This window comes from Cohnella candidum, from assembly GCF_003713065.1.
Lineage (GTDB): Bacteria > Bacillota > Bacilli > Paenibacillales > Paenibacillaceae > Cohnella > Cohnella candidum.
Window position 1 is genome coordinate 438556 of record NZ_CP033433.1, and the last position, 19669, is coordinate 458224.

At 57.3% G+C, this 19669-nt stretch carries 17 protein-coding genes; 14 read left to right on the forward strand and 3 right to left on the reverse strand.

Annotation, left to right across the window (positions count from 1 at the left end; genetic code table 11):
* The first annotated feature begins 14 nt into the window (after nt 1–14).
* The 4 genes from EAV92_RS02095 to EAV92_RS02110 all read left to right on the forward strand — a co-directional run bounded on the left by EAV92_RS02095 (nt 15) and on the right by EAV92_RS02110 (nt 4720).
* On the forward strand, nt 15–1547 hold the full coding sequence (locus EAV92_RS02095) for a fumarate hydratase (protein ID WP_123039542.1): 1533 nt from the start codon (nt 15–17) through the stop codon (nt 1545–1547).
* A 36-nt stretch (nt 1548–1583) separates the two neighbouring features.
* Nucleotides 1584–3377, forward strand: coding sequence for a two-component system histidine kinase PnpS (gene pnpS / locus EAV92_RS02100; RefSeq protein ID WP_123039543.1), 1794 nt, complete (start codon nt 1584–1586; stop codon nt 3375–3377).
* 131 nt (nt 3378–3508) lie between these two features.
* Complete coding sequence (locus tag EAV92_RS02105) at nt 3509–4237, forward strand: response regulator transcription factor (RefSeq protein ID WP_123039544.1); 729 nt, start codon at nt 3509–3511, stop codon at nt 4235–4237.
* A gap of 117 nt (nt 4238–4354) precedes the next feature.
* Nucleotides 4355–4720, forward strand: coding sequence for a hypothetical protein (locus tag EAV92_RS02110; RefSeq protein ID WP_123039545.1), 366 nt, complete (start codon nt 4355–4357; stop codon nt 4718–4720).
* Nucleotides 4721–4832: 112 nt separating this feature from the next.
* Here EAV92_RS02110 and EAV92_RS02115 read toward each other — a convergent pair whose 3' ends face one another.
* Together EAV92_RS02115 and EAV92_RS02120 are read right to left on the reverse strand one after the other, a co-directional pair.
* Nucleotides 4833–5489: a helix-turn-helix domain-containing protein gene (locus EAV92_RS02115; protein ID WP_123039546.1), complete on the reverse strand. Its 657-nt coding sequence runs from the start codon at nt 5487–5489 to the stop codon at nt 4833–4835.
* A gap of 146 nt (nt 5490–5635) precedes the next feature.
* Complete coding sequence (locus EAV92_RS02120; protein WP_123039547.1) at nt 5636–6505, reverse strand: helix-turn-helix domain-containing protein; 870 nt, start codon at nt 6503–6505, stop codon at nt 5636–5638.
* Nucleotides 6506–6628: 123 nt separating this feature from the next.
* Between EAV92_RS02120 and EAV92_RS02125 the strand changes: the two genes are divergently transcribed.
* The 6 genes from EAV92_RS02125 to EAV92_RS02150 all read left to right on the forward strand — a co-directional run bounded on the left by EAV92_RS02125 (nt 6629) and on the right by EAV92_RS02150 (nt 13220).
* The gene (locus EAV92_RS02125) at nt 6629–7702 is read left to right on the forward strand and encodes a Gfo/Idh/MocA family protein (protein WP_420888818.1); all 1074 of its coding nucleotides are present in this window, start codon (nt 6629–6631) and stop codon (nt 7700–7702) included.
* A gap of 126 nt (nt 7703–7828) precedes the next feature.
* The gene (locus EAV92_RS02130; protein WP_123039548.1) at nt 7829–8791 is read left to right on the forward strand and encodes a sugar phosphate isomerase/epimerase family protein; all 963 of its coding nucleotides are present in this window, start codon (nt 7829–7831) and stop codon (nt 8789–8791) included.
* 11 nt (nt 8792–8802) lie between these two features.
* On the forward strand, nt 8803–9948 hold the full coding sequence (locus EAV92_RS02135) for a Gfo/Idh/MocA family protein (protein ID WP_123043521.1): 1146 nt from the start codon (nt 8803–8805) through the stop codon (nt 9946–9948).
* A gap of 139 nt (nt 9949–10087) precedes the next feature.
* Nucleotides 10088–11638: a diguanylate cyclase domain-containing protein gene (locus EAV92_RS02140; protein WP_123039549.1), complete on the forward strand. Its 1551-nt coding sequence runs from the start codon at nt 10088–10090 to the stop codon at nt 11636–11638.
* A gap of 96 nt (nt 11639–11734) precedes the next feature.
* The gene (locus EAV92_RS02145) at nt 11735–12160 is read left to right on the forward strand and encodes a MarR family winged helix-turn-helix transcriptional regulator (protein WP_123039550.1); all 426 of its coding nucleotides are present in this window, start codon (nt 11735–11737) and stop codon (nt 12158–12160) included.
* Nucleotides 12147–13220, forward strand: a complete 1074-nt coding sequence (locus tag EAV92_RS02150; RefSeq protein WP_123039551.1) for an AbrB family transcriptional regulator — start codon at nt 12147–12149, stop codon at nt 13218–13220. Before EAV92_RS02145 ends, EAV92_RS02150 begins: the two co-directional genes overlap by 14 nt.
* Nucleotides 13221–13290: 70 nt before the next feature.
* Here the strand turns inward: EAV92_RS02150 and EAV92_RS02155 are convergent, their stop codons facing one another.
* Nucleotides 13291–13743 carry a cupredoxin domain-containing protein gene (locus EAV92_RS02155; protein WP_241158409.1) on the reverse strand — a complete coding sequence of 151 codons (453 nt, stop codon included), beginning with the start codon at nt 13741–13743 and terminating at the stop codon, nt 13291–13293.
* Between the two features lie 422 nt (nt 13744–14165).
* On the opposite strand from EAV92_RS02155, the gene EAV92_RS02160 reads away from it, so the two are divergent.
* The 4 genes from EAV92_RS02160 (at nt 14166) to EAV92_RS02175 (ending at nt 19664) form a co-directional block, all read left to right on the forward strand.
* A complete protein-coding gene (locus EAV92_RS02160; RefSeq protein WP_164472605.1) occupies nt 14166–15926 on the forward strand; it encodes a pyrroloquinoline quinone-dependent dehydrogenase in 1761 nt (586 codons plus the stop codon).
* A gap of 77 nt (nt 15927–16003) precedes the next feature.
* A complete protein-coding gene (locus EAV92_RS02165) occupies nt 16004–17116 on the forward strand; it encodes a carboxypeptidase-like regulatory domain-containing protein (RefSeq protein ID WP_123039553.1) in 1113 nt (370 codons plus the stop codon).
* Nucleotides 17117–17306: 190 nt separating this feature from the next.
* Nucleotides 17307–18452 carry a methyl-accepting chemotaxis protein gene (locus EAV92_RS02170; RefSeq protein WP_123039554.1) on the forward strand — a complete coding sequence of 382 codons (1146 nt, stop codon included), beginning with the start codon at nt 17307–17309 and terminating at the stop codon, nt 18450–18452.
* Between the two features lie 138 nt (nt 18453–18590).
* On the forward strand, nt 18591–19664 hold the full coding sequence (locus EAV92_RS02175; RefSeq protein WP_123039555.1) for a TolB family protein: 1074 nt from the start codon (nt 18591–18593) through the stop codon (nt 19662–19664).
* The last annotated feature ends 5 nt before the right edge of the window (nt 19665–19669 follow it).

The following is a 19669-nucleotide window of genomic DNA, read 5'->3' on the forward strand; positions in this document are numbered from 1 at the left end:
GGGAAAACCGCAGTATGTCCACTTTTGAACAAAGCGTCTACAAATTGATCGTCGAAACGTCCACGAACCTGCCGGCCGACGTCCGCCGTGCCGTCGCAGCCGCGAAAGAGGCGGAGGATCAAGCGACCCGCGCGGGCTTGTCCCTCGCCACGATCGCTCAAAATATCGAGATGGCGGAGTGCAACGTTTCCCCTATCTGCCAGGATACGGGCATGCCTACTTTCATCGTTCATACTCCGGTAGGGGCGAACCAAATCGTCATGAAACGCGAGATCCGCGAAGCCGTCGCGCGCGCCACGAAAGACGGCAAGCTCCGCACCAACTCCGTAGATTCGCTGACGGGCTCCAACACGGGCGACAACTTGGGCCCGGGCACGCCGGTCATCCATTTTGAGCAGTGGGAGCGCGACGAAATCGAAGTGAAGCTGATCCTCAAAGGGGGAGGCTGCGAGAACAAAAACATCCAATACAGCCTGCCGACCGAGCTCGAAGGGTTGGGCAAAGCCGGCCGCGACCTGGACGGCATCCGCAAATGCATTCTCCATGCCGTTTACCAGGCACAAGGCCAAGGCTGCAGCGCCGGATTCATCGGCGTCGGCATCGGCGGCGACCGCACGACGGGTTACGAGCTCGCGAAGCACCAACTGTTCCGTCCGGTCGATGACGTCAACCCGATTCCGGAGCTTCAGCAGCTGGAAGAATATGTGATGGACAAGGCCAACCAGCTCGGCATCGGTACGATGGGCTTCGGCGGCAACGTCACGCTGCTGGGCTGCAAAATCGGCGTCAACAACCGGCTGCCGGCGAGTTTCTTCGTCTCGGTCGCCTACAACTGCTGGGCGTTCCGGCGCCAAGGCGTTATCCTCGACGGCTCGACGCACGAAATCAAAGAATGGGCGTACGAAGGCGGTTCCGCCGTCCCGATGAACGCTTTCGCGAAGAAGGAAGAAGCGGCCCCGGAAAAACGCCGGGAAGTCGTGCTGCGCGCACCCCTGTCGGAAGAGGACGTCCGTCAGCTCCGCGTCGGAGACGTCGTCATCCTGAACGGAGAGATGCACACCGGCCGCGATGCGCTGCATAAGCATTTGATGGACCACGATTCCCCGGTCGACCTGAACGGCGGCGTCATCTACCACTGCGGCCCCGTCATGCTGAAGGACGAGGAAGGCTGGCACGTCAAAGCGGCAGGTCCGACGACGAGCGCCCGCGAGGAGCCCTACCAAGGTGAAATCATCCGCAAATTCGGCATTCGCGCCGTCATCGGCAAAGGCGGCATGGGCCAGAAAACGCTGGCGGCTTTGAAGGAGCATGGAGCCGTGTACTTGAATGCGGTCGGCGGCGCGGCGCAGTACTACGCGGAATGCATCAAGAATGTGAACGGCGTCGATTTCATGGAGTTCGGGATTCCGGAAGCGATGTGGCACCTGCAGGTCGAAGGTTTTGCGGCCATCGTGACGATGGATGCTCACGGGAACAGCCTGCACGCCGACGTCGAACAGGATTCCAAGGCGAAGCTCGCGCAGTTCAAGGATCCGGTTTTCGCCTAAAATAGCGGGATTTGGAAGGAGCGCCGGCGGACGCGGATGAATAAATTCAGAGTGAAGCTGTCCCTGCTGTTCATGCTGCTGATCGGGCTTTCCGTTCTGGCGGCGGGGCTGCTGTCCGGTCATACTTACCGGCAGAACCATCAGGACGCCCTTCGCGCCAATATGGTGCGGGAATTGAAGGTCATCAACGCCACGACCCCTTGGCCGGACGAGAGTGATCCCGAAGCGGCGAAAGCCCTGTTCCACGAACGAGCGAAGGATTTTAAAGACATTGCCGAAATGCGGGTCACTTACGTGCTGCCGGACGGAACGGTGGCCGGGGATTCCGACCATGACGAAGCGACGATGGACAACCATTCGCAGCGGGCGGAGATCGTACAAGCGCGCCAGAAAGGCTTCGGAAGCAGCATCCGCGAAAGCGACACCCTTCACGAGAAAATGATGTACGTCGCGATGGCCGTCAAGAAAGACGGCCAGCTTCAGGGATTCATCCGGCTGGCGATGAGCTTGAGCGAAGTCAGCAGCGGATTGCACGACATGTGGCTGGCGTTATTCTTCAGCTTGTTCCTGCTGTTCGCGCTTGCGGCGATCGTCAGCTACCGTGTGGCCCTTAGCGTGACGCGTCCGCTCGAGAAAATGACTTCCGCGGCGCAGCGCATGGCGAACATGGATTACGCGATCCGCGTTCCAGCAGGCGGGCGGGATGAGATCGGTGCCCTGGCCAAGGCGCTGAACCTCATGGCGGACAACCTGCAGGAGCAGCTCAAGCTCATCCGGGAGAACGGGGAACGCCTGCAGGACGTGCTCGATAACATGACGAGCGGAGTCATCATGGTCTCGAGCGACGGCCGCGTCACGCTGTACAACCGACAAGCGGAGACGCTGCTTGGCAGTACGACGCGCGATCGGGTGGGGCGCCCTTATACCGAAATCAAGCAGCATTTCGAATTGACTTCACTGATCCGCGAAGGCTTGGACGGCCGGGAACCGCAATATCGCCGCGAGCTTCACGTTTACTATCCGGAAGAGCGACTGCTCGAAATCAGCCTCGTTCCGATGACCCAAAGCACCGACGGGCTCCCCGGACTGCTGCTCGTCCTTCAGGACGTGACGGCGATCCGGCGGCTCGAGAACATGAGAAGCGAGTTCGTGGCCAACGTGTCCCATGAATTGAAGACGCCGGTGGCGGCGGTCAAAGGGTTCGCCGAAACGCTGCTCTCGGGAGCCATGGACGACCGGGAAACCGCGAGGTCGTTCCTGACGATCATCCATGAAGAAAGCGACCGGCTGAACCGGTTGATCGGGGACATTCTCGAGTTGTCCAAAATCGAATCGAGGCGCTCTCCGCTGCAGTATTCGCCCGTCGATTTCGGGGCGTATCTGGCGAGACTGAGCGAGATGCTGACGCCGGAAGCGGCCAAGAAACGGATTTCGCTGGATTTGCAAGCGGAGGAAGGCTTGTTCTTCGAAGCCGATGAGGACCGATTGGGGCAGATCATGCTGAACCTGTTGCAGAACGGGATCAACTATACGCCCGAAGGCGGCCGCGTCAAAGTGTGGGCGGAAACGTTTTTCCCCGAAGAGGGCGAGGAACAAGTGCGGATCACCGTTACGGACACCGGCATCGGAATCCCCAAGAAGGACATCCCCCGCATTTTCGAACGGTTTTACCGGGTCGATAAAGCGCGTTCGAGAAGCTCGGGAGGAACCGGTCTCGGGCTGTCCATCGTCAAACACTTGGTCGAGCTGCATCACGGCAGTATCCGCGTGGAAAGCTCGGTCGGCGTCGGAACGAGCTTCATCATCGAGCTTCCGCTTCTCCAGCCTTAATGAAGAGGCAAGAATCGGCAAACATTCTTTTAACACCGCGTTAACAAATCATTGTCTTTCTCTTTACACGGGCATGATAAAAAGGGATTGTGAGCACAACACGGCAGTATGCTGCCGGACCGGAGGTCTGTATGTCGGACAAGGTGCTGATCATCGAAGACGAACCCACGCTCGCCCGCCTCGTGACGTATAACCTATCCCAGGAAGGTTACGAAACGGAAGTCGTCGGCAACGGGGCGGAAGGGCTGCACCGCGCGATCCATGACAGCTATGCCGTCATTTTCCTGGATTTGATGCTGCCCGGAATGAATGGCTTCGAGGTTTTGCAGAAGCTCAGGCAGCATGGCGTGAAAACGCCCGTTATCATTCTTACGGCACGGAACGCCGAAGAGGAAGTCGTGCAAGGTTTGCGGCTGGGGGCCGACGATTACATCACGAAGCCGTTCGGGGTCGCCGAGCTGCTGGCCCGCACGTCCGCAGTGCTTCGCCGATCCCGCAATGAAGAGGGTAAACCCGTGGTCCCTTCGGGGGGAGAGAAAGTCATCGCCCTCGGCGACCTGCAGATCTTTCCCGAAAAGTATGAGGTTTTCCTGAACGGGGAGTGGATCTCGCTCCGTCCGAAGGAGTTCGAGGTTCTGCTTTATTTGGCGGAAAGGCCGGGGATCGTCATTACGCGCGACGACCTCATGAACGTCGTCTGGGGATTCGATTACGTCGGCGGGCAGCGGACGGTAGACGTCCACGTCAGCTCGCTTCGGAAGAAGCTGGAGCTGAACCAGCAGTCGGTGCAAATCGAATCGATCCGCGGCGTCGGCTACAAGCTGATCGTCAATCGCAAGGCAAGCGCACCGGGACGCTGACGTTCCGGTGTTTTCTTTTGGGTAAAGGAAGGAAACGGGCGGACCCCGTCGAAACAGTAGTGACCGGTATTGCGCAGCGCCGCAGAGGATCGAGCGACGGAATCGGAGTGGTCAGCCATGCACAAACACCTGCTCAGCCAGCAAGAGATCGAAGAGTTGTTGTACAGCGGCGATCAGGAGCCTTCGCCGGCTCTCTCCGAGGAAAGCGAAGGCCGCGAAACAAGCTCCGCTCAGGAAGAGATCCGCGGAGAGGACCATAAAGAGATGGCGATCCGCTACTTGCAGCAGACGGTTCAAGAGCTGCTTGGCGAGGTGGCGGACCTGCGCCGGCGCCTCGAGAAACTGGAGCGCGCGGGCGCGGCGGGTAAGGAAGATTTTGATGCTGGTGCGAGCGCAGAAGCGCCGAAGGTGGAGAAGGGAGAGCCCGCAGCCATCCCTTCGCGAGCCGAACGCCACCGCGCCCAGCGCGGAAAGTGGTTTTAAGTTGGTGGCGGGGGGAGCTTTAGTCGCAAAATGCTACGATAACCCGCCCAAGCAGCCTCTACGAGCCAAAATAGTCGCAAATTGCGACGATTCACGAGATCCAGTCCTCTCGCTACCACCCGCCGTAAGGAATTTTCTCTTCAACGACCCGGTATCGTGCAACTCTCTTCGATAAAGGATCAACCGGTGCCACGAGCCCCTTCTCCACCAGCGATTGAAGGTGCCGTACAACCGTCGTGCGATGCAAACCCAACTCCGCAGAAGCCATCGCCGGCGTCAGCATTCCGGCTGAGCCCGAAGCTAAACGCATTAATGCGGTCTCCATTGGCGATAACTTTACCTTCTTATCCGCGTCTGCCCATTTGCCGATCAGCTGTTGAAGGATTTGCTGGCATTGCCGCGGCCTTTCCGCGATATCGTCGTATGAGAACCGCAGTACCATCCACCCGTCGATCACCAGATGGTTTTGGCGCATCAATTGAGCTCCAAAATCCCTTCGGCTGATGTCGCGCCAGTGCGGGCCGAAGCCGTCGATCTCGATGCAGATTTTCAATCCTCTCCCGATATAAGCAAAGTCCAAGAACCGGATCCCGTCGCGGTAATCCCTGATTTCGTACTCTGGGTAAAGAAACTCAAAGCTGCCCAGCGCGGGCTGCCAAATCTTCGTCGCGAACGTTCTCTCGGCGTGAAAAGCCTGTTCCGTTAGCCTGCGAAGCCTTTCGCCTTTCGCTGATTTGCGGTGATACTCCATCCAGGCATCATAATCCATCGAGATGTCCTCCATCCTTTTCTTAACTTCGAAGCAAACAAAAAGCCGCCTATGCCGGAGGAACCGGAACAGGCGGCGCGTGCTTCGCGACCATTTATATAATTGATTACATCATAACTTGCCTGAAACAATCCTTCAAGCCTCTATCAACTCCGCCCCCAGGCGAGCATTTTGCGTTGGAACTCTTTGGGCGAGAAGCCGTTGAAGCGTTTGAACATTTTGTAGAAATGGGCCATGTTGGCCATCCCGATCTGGTCGCCCACCTCGCTAACGCTCAGATCGCGGGTGAGGAGCAGCTGCTCGGCGCGTTTGATTTTGCGGAAGTTGACGTACTCCGTGAACGACATGCCCATCACTTTCTTGAAAAATTTCACGAAATAATAATAGCTCATGTTGGCGAGCCGGCAGGCTTCCTCCACCGGAATGCGGTCGTCGATCCGCGACTCCACGAAATCGAGCACGGGTTTGAGCCGGATCCGCTCCACGCGGTCTTGACCGGCGAGCAGGCCGCGCTCGTCGTTGCGGATGAGGATGAGCAGCAGCTTTTTGATCAGCATGTTGACGGCGAGCTCGTATCCGATGTCCTTGCGCTGGGCTTCCTCGTGGATCTGGCGGATGCAATCGGCCGCCTCGTCCCTCGCATCGGGATTTTCCCGGAAAATGTAGTTCATGGCACTGAGCGGCACTTTAGTCTCATTAAAATATTGCAAGTAGGGAATCGTACTTTGGTCAAAGAAGCTCTGCAGATCGAACTGGAGCACGATATAGTCGAGAGGTTCCCCGTGGCTCCGGTCGCTGTGCAGCTGCAGACTGCCGAGGATCACCACGTCTCCCGCGCCCATCGGGTAAGTCTCGCCGTCCACGTCGATGTCGAGCCTGCCGCTTTGCACGAGCAGGAGCTCGCATTCCGGATGGTAATGCCAGTTATACGTCATCTTGTCGTTTCGAATGGACTGCCATATTCTCAGCGAAAGCAACGGATTTTCGTATTCGATTTCTTCCTTGACGGGCTGCAACCGACCGACCTCCCGAATAGCAAAAAAGCATAGAAGACTCCCATTTGAGCGGATGTGATTTCATTCAAACGGTGATACACTTAATTGTAGTAATCAAGCAGTTTATTCGCAAGGAGGACAAGTATTTTGTCGACCGTAAACATTGGAATGATCGGCTGCGGCGGAATCGCCATGGGGAAACATCTCCCGTCGCTTGCCAAAATCCCGGAAGCCCGCATCGTCGCGTTCTTTGACGTAGCCTACGACCGTGCGAACGAGGCGAAAGCCAAATACGGCACGCCGGACGCGAGAATTTACGACAACGTACACGCGCTGCTGAACGATCCGGACGTTCAAGTCGTCCACGTCTGCACGCCGAACGACACGCACGCCGAAATCTCCATCGCCGCCCTCGAGGCCGGCAAACACGTCCTGTGCGAGAAGCCGATGGCCAAGACGGCCGCGGACGCCCAGCGCATGCTGGAGACGGCCGAGCGCACCGGCAAAAAGCTCAGCATTGCCTATCAGAACCGTTTCCGCCGCGACTCTCTGTGGATGAACGAAGCGGCCCGCGCGGACATGTTCGGAGAAATCTATTTGGCGAAAGCCCATGCGATCCGCCGCCGCGCCGTGCCGACTTGGGGCGTTTTCCTCGACGTGGAGAAGCAGGGCGGAGGCCCGCTGATCGATATCGGCACGCACGCGCTGGACCTCGCGCTGTGGATGATGAACAACTATGAGCCCCGCACGGTGCTTGGAACGACCTACCGCAAGCTTGCCGAACGCGGCAGCTTGGCAAACGAGTGGGGTCCGTGGGATCCGGACAAATTCACCGTGGAAGACTCCGCGTTCGCCATGATCACGATGAAGAACGGCGCCACCGTCTGGCTGGAATCCAGCTGGGCGCTGAACACGCTGGAAGTCGACGAAGCGAAGGTTACGCTGCACGGCACCAAAGCCGGCGCCGACATGAAAGGCGGACTCCGCGTCAACGGCGAAGAGCACGGCCGCTTGTACACGAAGGAAATCCAGCTCGGCTCCGTGTGGGACAACTCGGTTCCCAACGACTCCCCGGAGAAGGAAGCCCGCGCATGGATCGACGCGATCCTGTTTGACCGCGAACCGGTCGTCACGGCGAAACAAGGCCTGGTCGTGCAGCAGATTCTCGAAGCGGTCTATGAATCCGCGCGCAAAGGCGAGGCCGTCAGCTTCACGTAATGAACCTGTATAGTAATTGTCTGCGTTTTCATGTAGAATGATATGAGGATGGGGAATGTACACGCGTACATAATCCATCCTCATTTCGCGAAGAAGATTCGAAAATGAAAGGTCAGGTGGCACAAAGTGAAGCTTGGAGTATTCATCGTTCTATTCGGACAGCAATCGTTCGAACAAGCATTGGACACCGCGAAAGCGGCCGGCTGCCAATCGGTCGAGATCGGCACGGGCGCTTATCCGGGAACGGCCCACGTCAATGCGAAGGCCATTCTGGATGACGACGCCGCCATCCGCCGCATCCGCGAGGCCGTCGATTCCCGCGGGCTTACCATCAGCGCGCTCAGCACGCACGGCAACCCGCTGCATCCGAACAAGGAGCAAGCGCAGGCACATCATGAAGACTTCGTCGCGACCGTTCTCCTGGCGGAGAAACTCGGCGTGGATACGGTCATTACATTCTCCGGTTTGCCCGGCGAATCCGAAAACTCCAAGTACCCGTCCTGGGTAACCTGCCCTTGGCCGCCGGATTTCCTGACCGTGCTCGAATGGCAATGGAACGAAGTCGCCATTCCGTATTGGAAGGAACAGTCGGCCTTCTGCCGCCAGCACGGCGTTAAAGTCGCGATCGAATCCCACCCGGGCTTCCTCGTTTACAATACCGAGACGGCGCTTCGCCTTCGCCGCGAGGCCGGCGACAACATCGGCGTCAATTTCGACCCTTCCCACCTGTTCTGGCAGGGCATGGACCCGATCGAATGCGTCAAGGCCCTCGGAGATTCGATTTACCACGTGCATGCGAAAGACACGAAGATCGATGCCCGCAACACGGCGCTTAACGGCGTTCTCGATACGAAACACTACGGCGATATCCTGAACCGTTCCTTCGTGTTCCGCACGGTTGGATACGGCCATGACGACGAGTTCTGGAAGAACCTCGTCAGCACGCTTCGCCTGGTCGGCTATGACGGCACGATCAGCATCGAACACGAAGACGGCATCATGAGCGTGAACGAAGGGTTCACGAAAGCGGCCGGCTTCCTGAACGGCCTCATCCTGAAAGAATCGGCGGGTGAAATGTGGTGGGCGTAAACAATCGCAAAATGAACGTCGGCATGGTCGGCTATAAATTCATGGGCAAAGCCCACAGCCATGCCTATAAAGACGTCGGCATGTTCTTCGACATGGACGCGGACGTGGTCATGAAGGCCATCTGCGGACGCGATGAGCAAGGCGTCAAAGAAGCGGCCGACAAATTCGGCTGGGAAGGCTACGAAACGGACTGGCGGAAGCTGGTCGAGCGCGACGATATCGACTTCATCGACATCAACGCGCCGAGCGACGCGCACAAAGAAATCGCACTGGCTGCCATCGCGAACGGCAAGCACGTGTTCTGCGAAAAGCCGCTCGCGCTCAACCTGGCGGACGGCCGCGAGATGCTGGAGGCCGCGGAGAAGGCAGGCGTCAAGCACGCGGTCTGCTTCAATTACCGGTTCCTGCCCGCCGTTCAGCTGGCCAAGAAGCTGATCGACGAAGGCAAGCTGGGCGACATCCACCATTACCGCGCGACCTACCTGCAGGATTGGCTGGTCGATCCGAATGCGCCGCTGGCTTGGCGTTTGAAGAAGGAAGTAGCCGGTTCCGGCGCACACGGCGACCTGAACGCCCACTGCATCGACCTGGCGCGTTTCCTGATCGGCGAATTCGACCGCGTCATCGGCCATAACCGCACGTTCGTCAAGGAACGCCCGATCCCGGCTTCCACTTCGGGACTCAGCGGCACCGGCACGTCCGAGAAGGGCGAGGTCACGGTAGACGACGCAACGGGCTTCCTGGCGGATTTCAAAAACGGCGCCATGGGATCGTTCATCGCGACCCGTTTCGCCACCGGACGCAAAAACGGCAACACGTTCGAAATCCACGGCAGCAAAGGCACCATCCGCTGGGATCTGGAACGGTTGAACGAGCTCGAAGTTTACTTCCGCGATGACGAACCGAACGAAGCCGGTTTCCGCCGGATTCTCGTCACCGAAAGCACGCATAAATACGCGGGCAATTGGTGGCCGACGGGCCACATTATCGGCTACGAGCACGGTTTCGTGCACATCGTATACGAATTCGTGCAGCACATCGCGGCCGGTACGCCGTTCGCTCCGACCTTCCTGGACGGCGTGCGCTGCCAAGAGGTGCTCGAAGCGGTCGATCTTTCGATCGAGCGCGGAACTTGGGTGAACATCAGCGAAGTTTAATCGAATATAGCGGAATACCATACAAAGCCGCGAATTGCAAGAACAATTCGCGGCTTTGTATTCTGATCGTACCCTCGCGCCGATCCGCCGATAAAGAGAGTATAATCAGTGATGCGAAAATCATCTTAGGTGAGACCTCATGTGGATCAGTTTAATCGCGAATTTTACCCTCATTACGGTATTCCTCTTTTTCTATAATCAGCTGTGCAAGGGAGACGCGGCCCGCGCCTTGCGCAATGCTGAATCCCCATACCTCATCGGTTCTCTTCACGGCGCGTGCGGGATCCTGCTGATGTTCTTCAGCGTATCCGTTTCTCCGACGACGATTCTCGACATGCGCCAAATCATGGTCATTTCTTCGGCTTTCTATGGAGGTTTCGTTTCTTCCTTCGTCACGGCCGCCTTCGTGGCGTTCGGCCGCATCGCCTTCTTCGGAGGGTTCAACGACTCGTCGCTCGCCGCGAGCATTTCGATTTTCGTACTGGCGACGGGCAGCGGATGGGTCATGCGGTATGCCGGTTCTTATTGGCGAAAGTGGGGGTATTCCCTCCTAATTGGCATGCTGCTTCTAAGCACGACAATGTATATCTTAATAGGCTCCCGGAGCTTGTCCGTCATGCCCGTCATGCTCGTGACGTTAGGCGCCGGCGGCAGTTTCACCGCGGCATTGGTCGCCTATTTCTCCATGTCCATCCGGCTGGCGAGCCAGATCCGGGTCAGCGAGAGAAAGTACCGCGAGTTGAATTCGCTGCAAGAATCGATTTTTCAATCGGCATCCGGCATTTCGATCGTGGTCACCGACCTGAACGGCTTCATCACGCGCTTCAACCACGGAGCTGAGTTGATGCTGGGCTACGCGGAGAGAGAGATGATCGGCAAAAGATCGATTTCCATTTTCGATCCTTCCGAGCTGGAATGCCGCAAAAACAAGTATGCCGCCGAATTCGGCGGGGACATCGCTCTTATCGACGTCCTGTTGTATTCTTCGCAATCCGACGACTTTCAGGATCGGGAATGGACTTATATCCGCAAAGACGGAAGCCGGTTAACGGTCGTGCTCATGATCTCCCCCGTATTCTTGGACGGAGAGACGATCGGTTACATGAGCACGGCGACGGACGTCACCGAGCGGAAGCGGGCGGAGGAAACGCTCCGCCAAGCGAACGAAATCCTGCACGAGCTCTCCTTCATGGACGGATTAACGGGAATTTCGAACCGGCGGCACTTCGATGAGGTCCTCTCCAAAGAATGGGGAAGGGCGCAGCGGGGCAGCTGCGATTCTCCTCTTTCCCTTCTGCTGCTCGATATCGATTACTTCAAAAAATACAACGACACTTACGGACATCAGATGGGAGACGAATGCTTGCGGAAGGTGGCGAGTCTGCTGCAAGCCGTGGTCGGCCGTTCGACGGACCTCGTCGCCCGATACGGCGGCGAAGAGTTCGCGCTGATCTTGCCCGATACGGATTCCGCCGGCGCGCAGAAAGTGGGCGAGAAGCTCCGGGCCGCGATGGAGCGGGAAGCGATTCCCCATGCCGGATCGAAGGTCAGCGGCGTAGTCACGTTAAGTATCGGTGCGGCAACCTTCCTCCCGAATGCGGAAGATACGCCGGAGCAGTTGATCGCCCGCGCCGACGGCGCCCTCTATGAAGCGAAGACGACAGGCCGTAACCGCGTGCTCGCTTCCTGACGAAACCGGCTCCTCTTTTGGTAAATCGCTTTTGTTCGCTATAATGGTAAGGGATGAATCGTGAAAAAGGCGCCTTATCGTGAGGAGAGTTTCATTTTGGATCGAACGAAATATTTGGATTTATACGTGGAGAAGTTTTTCCTTCATCGTAAAATGTGGGAAGCGGAGTGGGCGAAAACTCAGGATAACGGCTTGTCGAGCAACCAGGCGATCATGCTCATGATCTTAAACGAAAAGGGTCCCCTCCAAGCGAAAGATTTCATGGGGGTACTCGGCTTATCGTCCGGCGGCGTTACCGTCATTTCGGATAAGCTGGCGGAGCTGGGATTCATCCGCAAAACGAAGGACGACCGGGATCGCCGGGCCGTGAATTTGGAAATCACGGAGCGGGGGAGAGAGAAGATCCCCCATTTGCGCCAAGATTGGGTGCAGGTCATGGACACCATCTTCTCTCCGTTGACGGATGCGGAAGTCGCCATGCTGGCCCAATTGTTCGGGAAATTGGTCGATGCCCAATCCTAGGCACGCATTACCGGTGACTTTCCTGACCGCTTTGATCGGCGGCGTCGTTTTCAAGCTTCTCCATATCCCGGTTCCTTGGCTGCTGGGCCCGATGCTGGCCGTCTTAGCGGGCTCCAGCGTGCGGAAAAACCTGTTTCGCTGGCCGGGACCGATCCGTAACGCGGGAATGATCGTCGTCGGCTACACGATCGGGTTATCGATGACGTCCGCTGCGCTTCACGAAATGGTACGGCAGTTACCGACGATGTTGCTGATGACCGTGCTTCTTCTGCTCTTCTGCGCGTTCATGGCGTTTATCGTAACCAGACTTTCGGGAAATCCCTACTTAACGATGTTAATGGGAAGCATACCGGGCGGGTTGACTCAGGTGATTACTCTCGCGGAGGAAACCGAAGGAGTGAACCTGACGGTCGTTACCGTGATGCAGGTCGTTCGGCTGATGATGATCGTGATCTGCGTGCCTGTGTTGGTTTTCAGCCCGCTCCTGGGTCTGCCGCAGCACGGTGGCAGCGCCCCGGAGATCAGCCATCCCGGCGTTACCTTAGGGAGCGGCGACATTGCCCGCTTGGCGCTTTTCGCTGGCGTCTGCGTCGTCTGCGCCATCGTCGGTAATCGGATCCGCTTTCCGACCGCCTATTTGCTGGGGCCCGCGATCGGAACGGCTGTGCTGCAGGCCGTCGGATTTCAAGGTCCGCCGCTTCCTTCCATCGCGATCAATGCGGCCCAATTCATGATCGGCACGTATGTAGGCCTGTTGCTCAAACCGGGAGAATTGCCCCGTAAGTTACGCCTGCTGACGCTGGCGCTCATGAGCGGTCTATTGCTCGTCCTTGGGGCTTTGGGATTGAGCTTGCTTTTGACCCGACTGGAGCCCGTGTCGATGTCGACCGCCTTGCTGAGCTTGGCGCCTGGCGGCATGGACCAGATGGGCGTCATGGCACACGAGGTGAATGCGGATCTTTCCATGGTGGCGGGGTACCAATTGTTCCGCACCTTTTTCATTTTTTTCGCGGTGCCTCCGTTGTTCAAGCTCGCGATTCGGCTCATACGGAGAAAATGAAAAAAACCTTGGCTTAGCGCCAAGGTTTTTTTTCGTTTCCGGGCTTCCCCAATCGGGAAGTTTATTCGCGTTATTCGACGATCAGCTCGCCGGTCATGTTGTCGTGTCCGCTGCCGCACATGATGGAGCAGTTGTAATCGTAGGTGCCGGCTTTGTCCAGGACGACCGTGGCGGTTTCGCCGTTTTTGAGGGTGACGTTCAGATCCTTGATTTCCAAGCCGTGATTGCCGCTGTCGTTTTTAAGCGTGATTTTGAGCGTGTCGCCGACTTTGGCATGGATTTCCGTTTGGTCGAATTGGAAGTTGGTCGCGGTGACGGTGATCTCTTTCGTTTCTCCGCCGGCTGCCGGTGCGGAAGCCGAAGGAGAAGCAGCTGCGGAAGATGAAGCGGCTGGCGAAGAAGCCGATGCCGATGGGCTGGAAGCTGCATCGTTATTGTTGCTTCCGCAAGCGCTCAAGGCGAATACCGCCACAAGAGCCGCAAGCGCAAGAGAGAGTTTGGACGCTTTTTTGTTCATTTTCATCATGGTAATCCCCCCGTGTGTATGATTCTTCTTTTATGGAAGTCTGGATGTCTTGAAGCCCTGATGTCCATAAAATCTTACTAATAAGTTTTCCGTCAACGAGAAAGTATACGCTTCTCCGGATGAATTCGTCAACATAAAACTTAACCGAAACGATTCTTTTTGAATCATTTGAGGATAATGATTGACGACTCCGCGAATCAGGCGTAAGATGCAACTGAAAATAAAATCTTATTAGTAAGATAAACCGTCATCATTTTGCGAAAGAGAGGGGTCTTTCATACGAAAAAGCCGCGTACCGCCAGTCGGCCACAGACCGGAGGCGGTTCTTCATGCCGCGGCCGATTTTCGTGAGGGACGATTTCGTTTATTGATTGGTAGTTGGTTGTAAGAGCATAGGACACCATAAGGAGGAAAACACCTTGAATAAGAAATTGGCTCTGTCCGGCGCCATCATGGCGACGGTGCTTGCGCTGTCCGCGTGCAGCAGCAACAACAATGGTTCGGATGCATCCTCGTCGCCTTCCGCGTCGGTATCTCCGTCCGCATCCGCGTCCGCATCCGCATCCGCGTCGGCATCCCCATCCGCCTCGGCGGCTTCTTTCGAGAACTTCCCGACGTACGGATTCGATCTGGGCAACACGCGCCACGTTCCGTTTAAAGAAATCACCGCGGATAACGTCAATGACCTCGGCGTCGTGTGGTCCGCTGATTTCAAATCGATCGACAAAGACGTGAAAAACGGCAACCAGTCCTATCCGGTCGTCGTGGACGGCGTCATCTATATCACCACGGGCGGCAACCAAGTCTTCGCGTTCGAAGGCGCGACAGGCAAGCAGCTGTGGCATTGGAAGCCGGACGCCGCCATGCTCGAGAAAATCAGCAAAGGCGGCATCGTGGCGAACCGCGGCGTCGCGGTCGGAGAAGGCAAAGTCTTCATGCTGACGACCGATAACCAAGTCGTGGCGCTCGACCAAAAAACGGGCGCGCTCGTCAAAACGGTCGCGATCTCCGACGCGGTTGAAGGCGTCACGCTGGAAAACGGCTACTACGAAACGACCGCGCCGATCTACTACAACGGCAACATCTACATCGGAAGCAGCGGCGGCGACAACGGCGTTCGCGGTTTCGTCATGGCTTACAAAGCCAGCGACCTGTCCCCGGCTTGGGACGCTCCGTTCTGGACGGTTCCGCCGAAAGGCCAAGATTGGCTGAAAAACAGCAAATACCATGGCGGCGGCGCCGTATGGAATCCGGTCGCCATCGACCAGGAGACCGGCATCATGTACTTCTCCGTCGGCAACCCGGCTCCCGACTTCTATGCGAAAGACCGTCCCGGCGCGAACCCGTACACCGACTCGGTCGTCGCGGTCGAAGCGGCGACAGGCAAGCTGATCTGGGCGAAGCAGGAAATCAGCCACGACCAGTGGGACTATGACGCTGCGGCATCCCCGATGATCCTGAATGCCACGGTCAACGGCAAACAGCAAAAAGTCGTCGTCGAAGGCGGCAAATCCGGCCAATGGTGGGCATGGGACGCAGCGACCGGCAAAGTAATCTGGGACGGCGTTCCGTTCGCGAAAATCGATCACCCGGAACCGACGGAAAAAGGCGTGCTGGTGTATCCGGGCGTGCTCGGCGGCGAGAACTACGCTCCGGAAACGTATGATCCGGCAACCAACTATGTCCTGATTCCGGGCATCGAATATCCGGCGCTCATCAAGAAAGCCAAAGATCAAGACCATGCGTTCGACAAATCGTTCCCGGGCGCTTGGGCGTTCGGTACCGCGATGGGCGAAACGCCTGCCGACATCGTTCCTTACGGCACGGTTACGGCGATCGACGTGAACACGGGTAAACAGGTTTACCAAAACAAAACGAAAGACATGATGCGCGGCGGCTTGACCAGCACCGACACCGGCTTGGCGTTCTACGGCGAGCTGGACGGCAAAATCAACGCCATGGACGTGAAGACGGGCAAAGTCCTCTGGACGTTCCAGACTTCCGGCGATAACATCCAAGCGGCGCCTGCATTCTTCACGGTGGACGGAAAGCAATACCTGACCTTCACGTCGGGCGGCACGAAGCCGAAAATCCACGTGTTCGCGCTGGGCGGAGACAAGACGCAAGGAGCTGCGGGCCAGGCAAACAACGGCAATGCGCATGCTGAGAGCGGCAAGTAATCCGAAAAATTTTCATCGGCAAATCTCAAGCGGGTTCTTCGGGACCCGCTTTTCATTTCGCAAGGAGGAAACGCCCCATGAAATTCATGTCCAAAGCGTTCGTTCTCGTTTTATTGGCAGCCTTGGCCGCAGGGTGCTCGGGAACCTGGAGTTCGGGGGGGAAGGACGCCCAAGACTTGCAAATCCGTCTCGATCAGACGGCATTTACCCTAAAACAGTGGAAGATGGACGGCTCCCATCGCTCCAGCGTGGGGGGCACGGTCACGATCGGGGAAAAACCGGTGGAAAGCGCCGTGCTTCACGCAGGGGAGATGAAACGCGACATCGAGACGGACGCGAAAGGAAAATTCGAAATCCTGCTGGACCAAAGCCTGCTCGGTACCGCGGCCGTGAAGGTCGTGTCGTTGGACCAAGCAAAGGTGGACGGAAAGCCGCTGAGCAAAGAAGAACAGCAACAAGGTCTTACCGCTTCCGCGAACATGCAGATTTATCACCCCATCACGATCGAATCGGTGACCGCTTCAGGGGATAACACCGTCGTCAAAGGCCGGCTGCTGGCCGATAAAACGGCTTCGGTGGCTTACTTCCAGCTCGATAAATACCGGATCGCCGGCACCGTGAAGGACGCGGAAGGCAAACCGGTCAAGGGAGCAACCGTATGGATCGACCGCGACGATGGCGAAGGCTTCGCCAAATCCGTCGGCACGGACGAGAACGGCCATTACGAAATGTTCTATTTACCGGAAGAAGACGAAGAAACGAATTTGTCCGTTCGGTACAATTCGGTGAAATACACGCTGCCGGAAGGGAAGGTTTACCATCTCCCTGAGGACACGAGCCTGAACATCGACATCACGCTGCCCCGCGAGGGAACGGTCATCGTCGACAAGCCGCCGACGTTGGTCAGCCAAACCGCCCAGGGCGCCTTATATACCGGAATGGTCGTCGGTTTAGACATTCCCACCGGCAACACTGATTACACGGTAACCATTCCGGATGCCGAAGGCCGGTTTACTTTGACGCTGCCGAAGAAAACCTGGGATCAACATCCGGCATTCCTGGAGACGAACATGACGAAATTCATCGAGAAAGACGCGCCGAATCCGGGCGACGCGGTTCCCTCCAGCTTTATCGAGGTGGAAGCGAACGCGCCGCGCGGCATTCAAGCGAAAGACACGACAACCAAATAAGCGAAGCACGAGAGACCGCGTCCAAGGACGCGGTTTTTTTGTTGTGCGAACAAATTGCCCGAAATTTTACAGACCGTTAACAATTCGCATTTCACCGGTTGACATGGGCTTGGTAGCTTGGAGGCAGGTTGTATTTTCCAGCCGATAGCTGTCTCTAACTTAAAAATTCATTCGAACGAGGTTGAAGCCCATGAGCATCGCTGTTAGGGAACGCCCTGTCATTAACGCAACGGAACCCGCCGAATGGGTGCAGCCGGCCGCCGTAAAGGATTGGTTGCGCTCTTGTCCCATCGTTCAACCCGACATGCTCTGCGAGGAGCTGGTAGAGCTGTTTCGCCGCAACACGGAATTGGAATGCGCGGTCGTATGCGACCCGGCGCGCCGGCCGCTCGGCCTTATGATGAAACACCGGTTTTTCCGGTCATTGGGCTCCACTTTCGGCATGTCCTTATTCGCGAGCAAACAAATCTCCCACCTGATGGAGACGGGGACGCTCACCGCCGAGGTCGACGTTCCTGCGCGGGAATTGATCGACCGCGCGCTGTCGAGAAGCGAGGAAACGTTCTACGATGCCGCGATCATGACCGAGCGCGGCCAATTCGCCGGAATTCTTACCGTCAGCGACCTGCTCCATCTGTCGCGTATGCTGCAGCGGGAAGCGGCGGAGCGGCAGATCCGCACGGTCCGGGGGGCGGACGAGATGATCGGCCACATTCATCGGTCATTCCAAAACGTCGCGGCCGCCACCGCGGAAACGCGGTCATACAGCGAGAAAATGACGGAAGTGACGGGACATGGCCGTCAAGTGATGGAAGAAATGCTGCGGCTGTTCCGGCAATGGTCCGACCACGCCAAACAGCAGGAAGCGGCCATGGCGGAGTTGAACGAGGGTACCGCGGCGGCAAACCAGATCGCGAAGCTGATTGCGGAATTGGCCGACCGCTGCAATTTGCTGGCGGTTAACGCGGCGATCGAAGCGGCAAGAGCGGGGGAATACGGGAAAGGCTTCGCCGTCGTCGCCGGGGAGATTCGCGAGCTTGCCGACGGCACGAAGCGTTCCGCGGGCGAAATCAACCGGAGGCTTCAGGCCATGACGGAGGCCGTCTCGAGAACCGTGGGCCTCGTGGAAGCCGGAAAGCAGGGCGCGGACCGCGGCATCGAACAGGTGGGGAGCGCGGAGGAGACGTTCGCCAAATTGTGGGACATTTCCGCCCAAAACGGCAAAGCCTCCCGCCGTCTCAGCGAAGCCGCGCGGGAAGCGGCCGACACGTCGGACGGCATCCGGACGGAAATCGGAAGGCTGATGGAGCAGATGAACGGGAGCACGATGCTTTAACGCCCGGATTAAGAAAAATTAACAAATCCAATCATTCCCTTTTACGGGCTATTAATAAATCGCCTTTAAGATAAATCTAGCAAGCGCACCAATCCTTACATAGGTAGGCCAATTCAAAAAGAAGGGTGAAACTTCACAATGTCGTTGAAGAAAATGATGGTTTCGGCTTCGATCGCTTCGGTACTTCTCGGCACGACTGCCGCCGGCGTTTCCGCCGCGGAAACGGCAAGCGCAGGCGCCGGATTGCTTGCGAACGTGGATCATGTCCAGTGGCTGGACGTGAACCGCTTGATCGCATCCCAGGACACCGATGCCGGACGGGTTGACTATCTGGTCGACGTGAACACGGGCAAATTCGAAAAGCTGCTGGACGCGTCTAACGCCTCCGAGCTCGTCTTGTCCCCGAACGGAAGCAAAGCCGCTTACACCGACAACAGCGGTGCGGTGTACTTGCTTGACCTGACCACGAAAACGTCCCAAACGGTCAGCACCGATTCCAATATCAAGCCGGAGCTCGTCTGGTCGATCGACGGCAAAGCTCTTTACTTCCTGCAAGGCGACAAAGGCACCGTGGTCAGCAAGCTCGATATCGCGAGCGGCAAAGTCGCGACGGTGTTCGACGACAAAAAAGATTACAAAGCCAACCTGAACGTCTCGCCGAACGGCTTGTGGTTTACGTACACGCTGACGGTTCCTCCGGTCGTGACGGCTCCGTCCGACAAGCCGGTCGATGACGACGCGGTAACGATCGACGATTCCGCCGCCGCCCTCAACGTGTACCAGTATCAAAACGATCCTTCCCTGAAAGACAACAAAGCCGTGCAATTGAGCAAATCGACCGATGACAAAATTTTCGTCGGCGCGAACCTGTTCGGCGCTGCGGCGTACTACATCGACGTGCCTGCCGGCGACAACGCGAAAGCGAAGCTGGTTTCCGTAGACGACAAAGGCGCAGAGCGCACGCTGTTCGAAGAGCAGGACGTTTACCAGGCCAGGTACGCAGGCGGCCACCTCTATGCGCTGACCTCCGGTCCGGCCGGCAAAAACCTGATCTACGATATCAGCCCGATGACCGGCGAAAGCAAAGTTCTTTACACCGTCGGCGACGACACGACCGACATCGAAGTGAGCTCGAGCGGTATGATCGCCATCGAAGCGAACGGCATTACGTATGTAGACCAAAACGGCAAATGGGTAGCGGTTACCCGTTAATATCC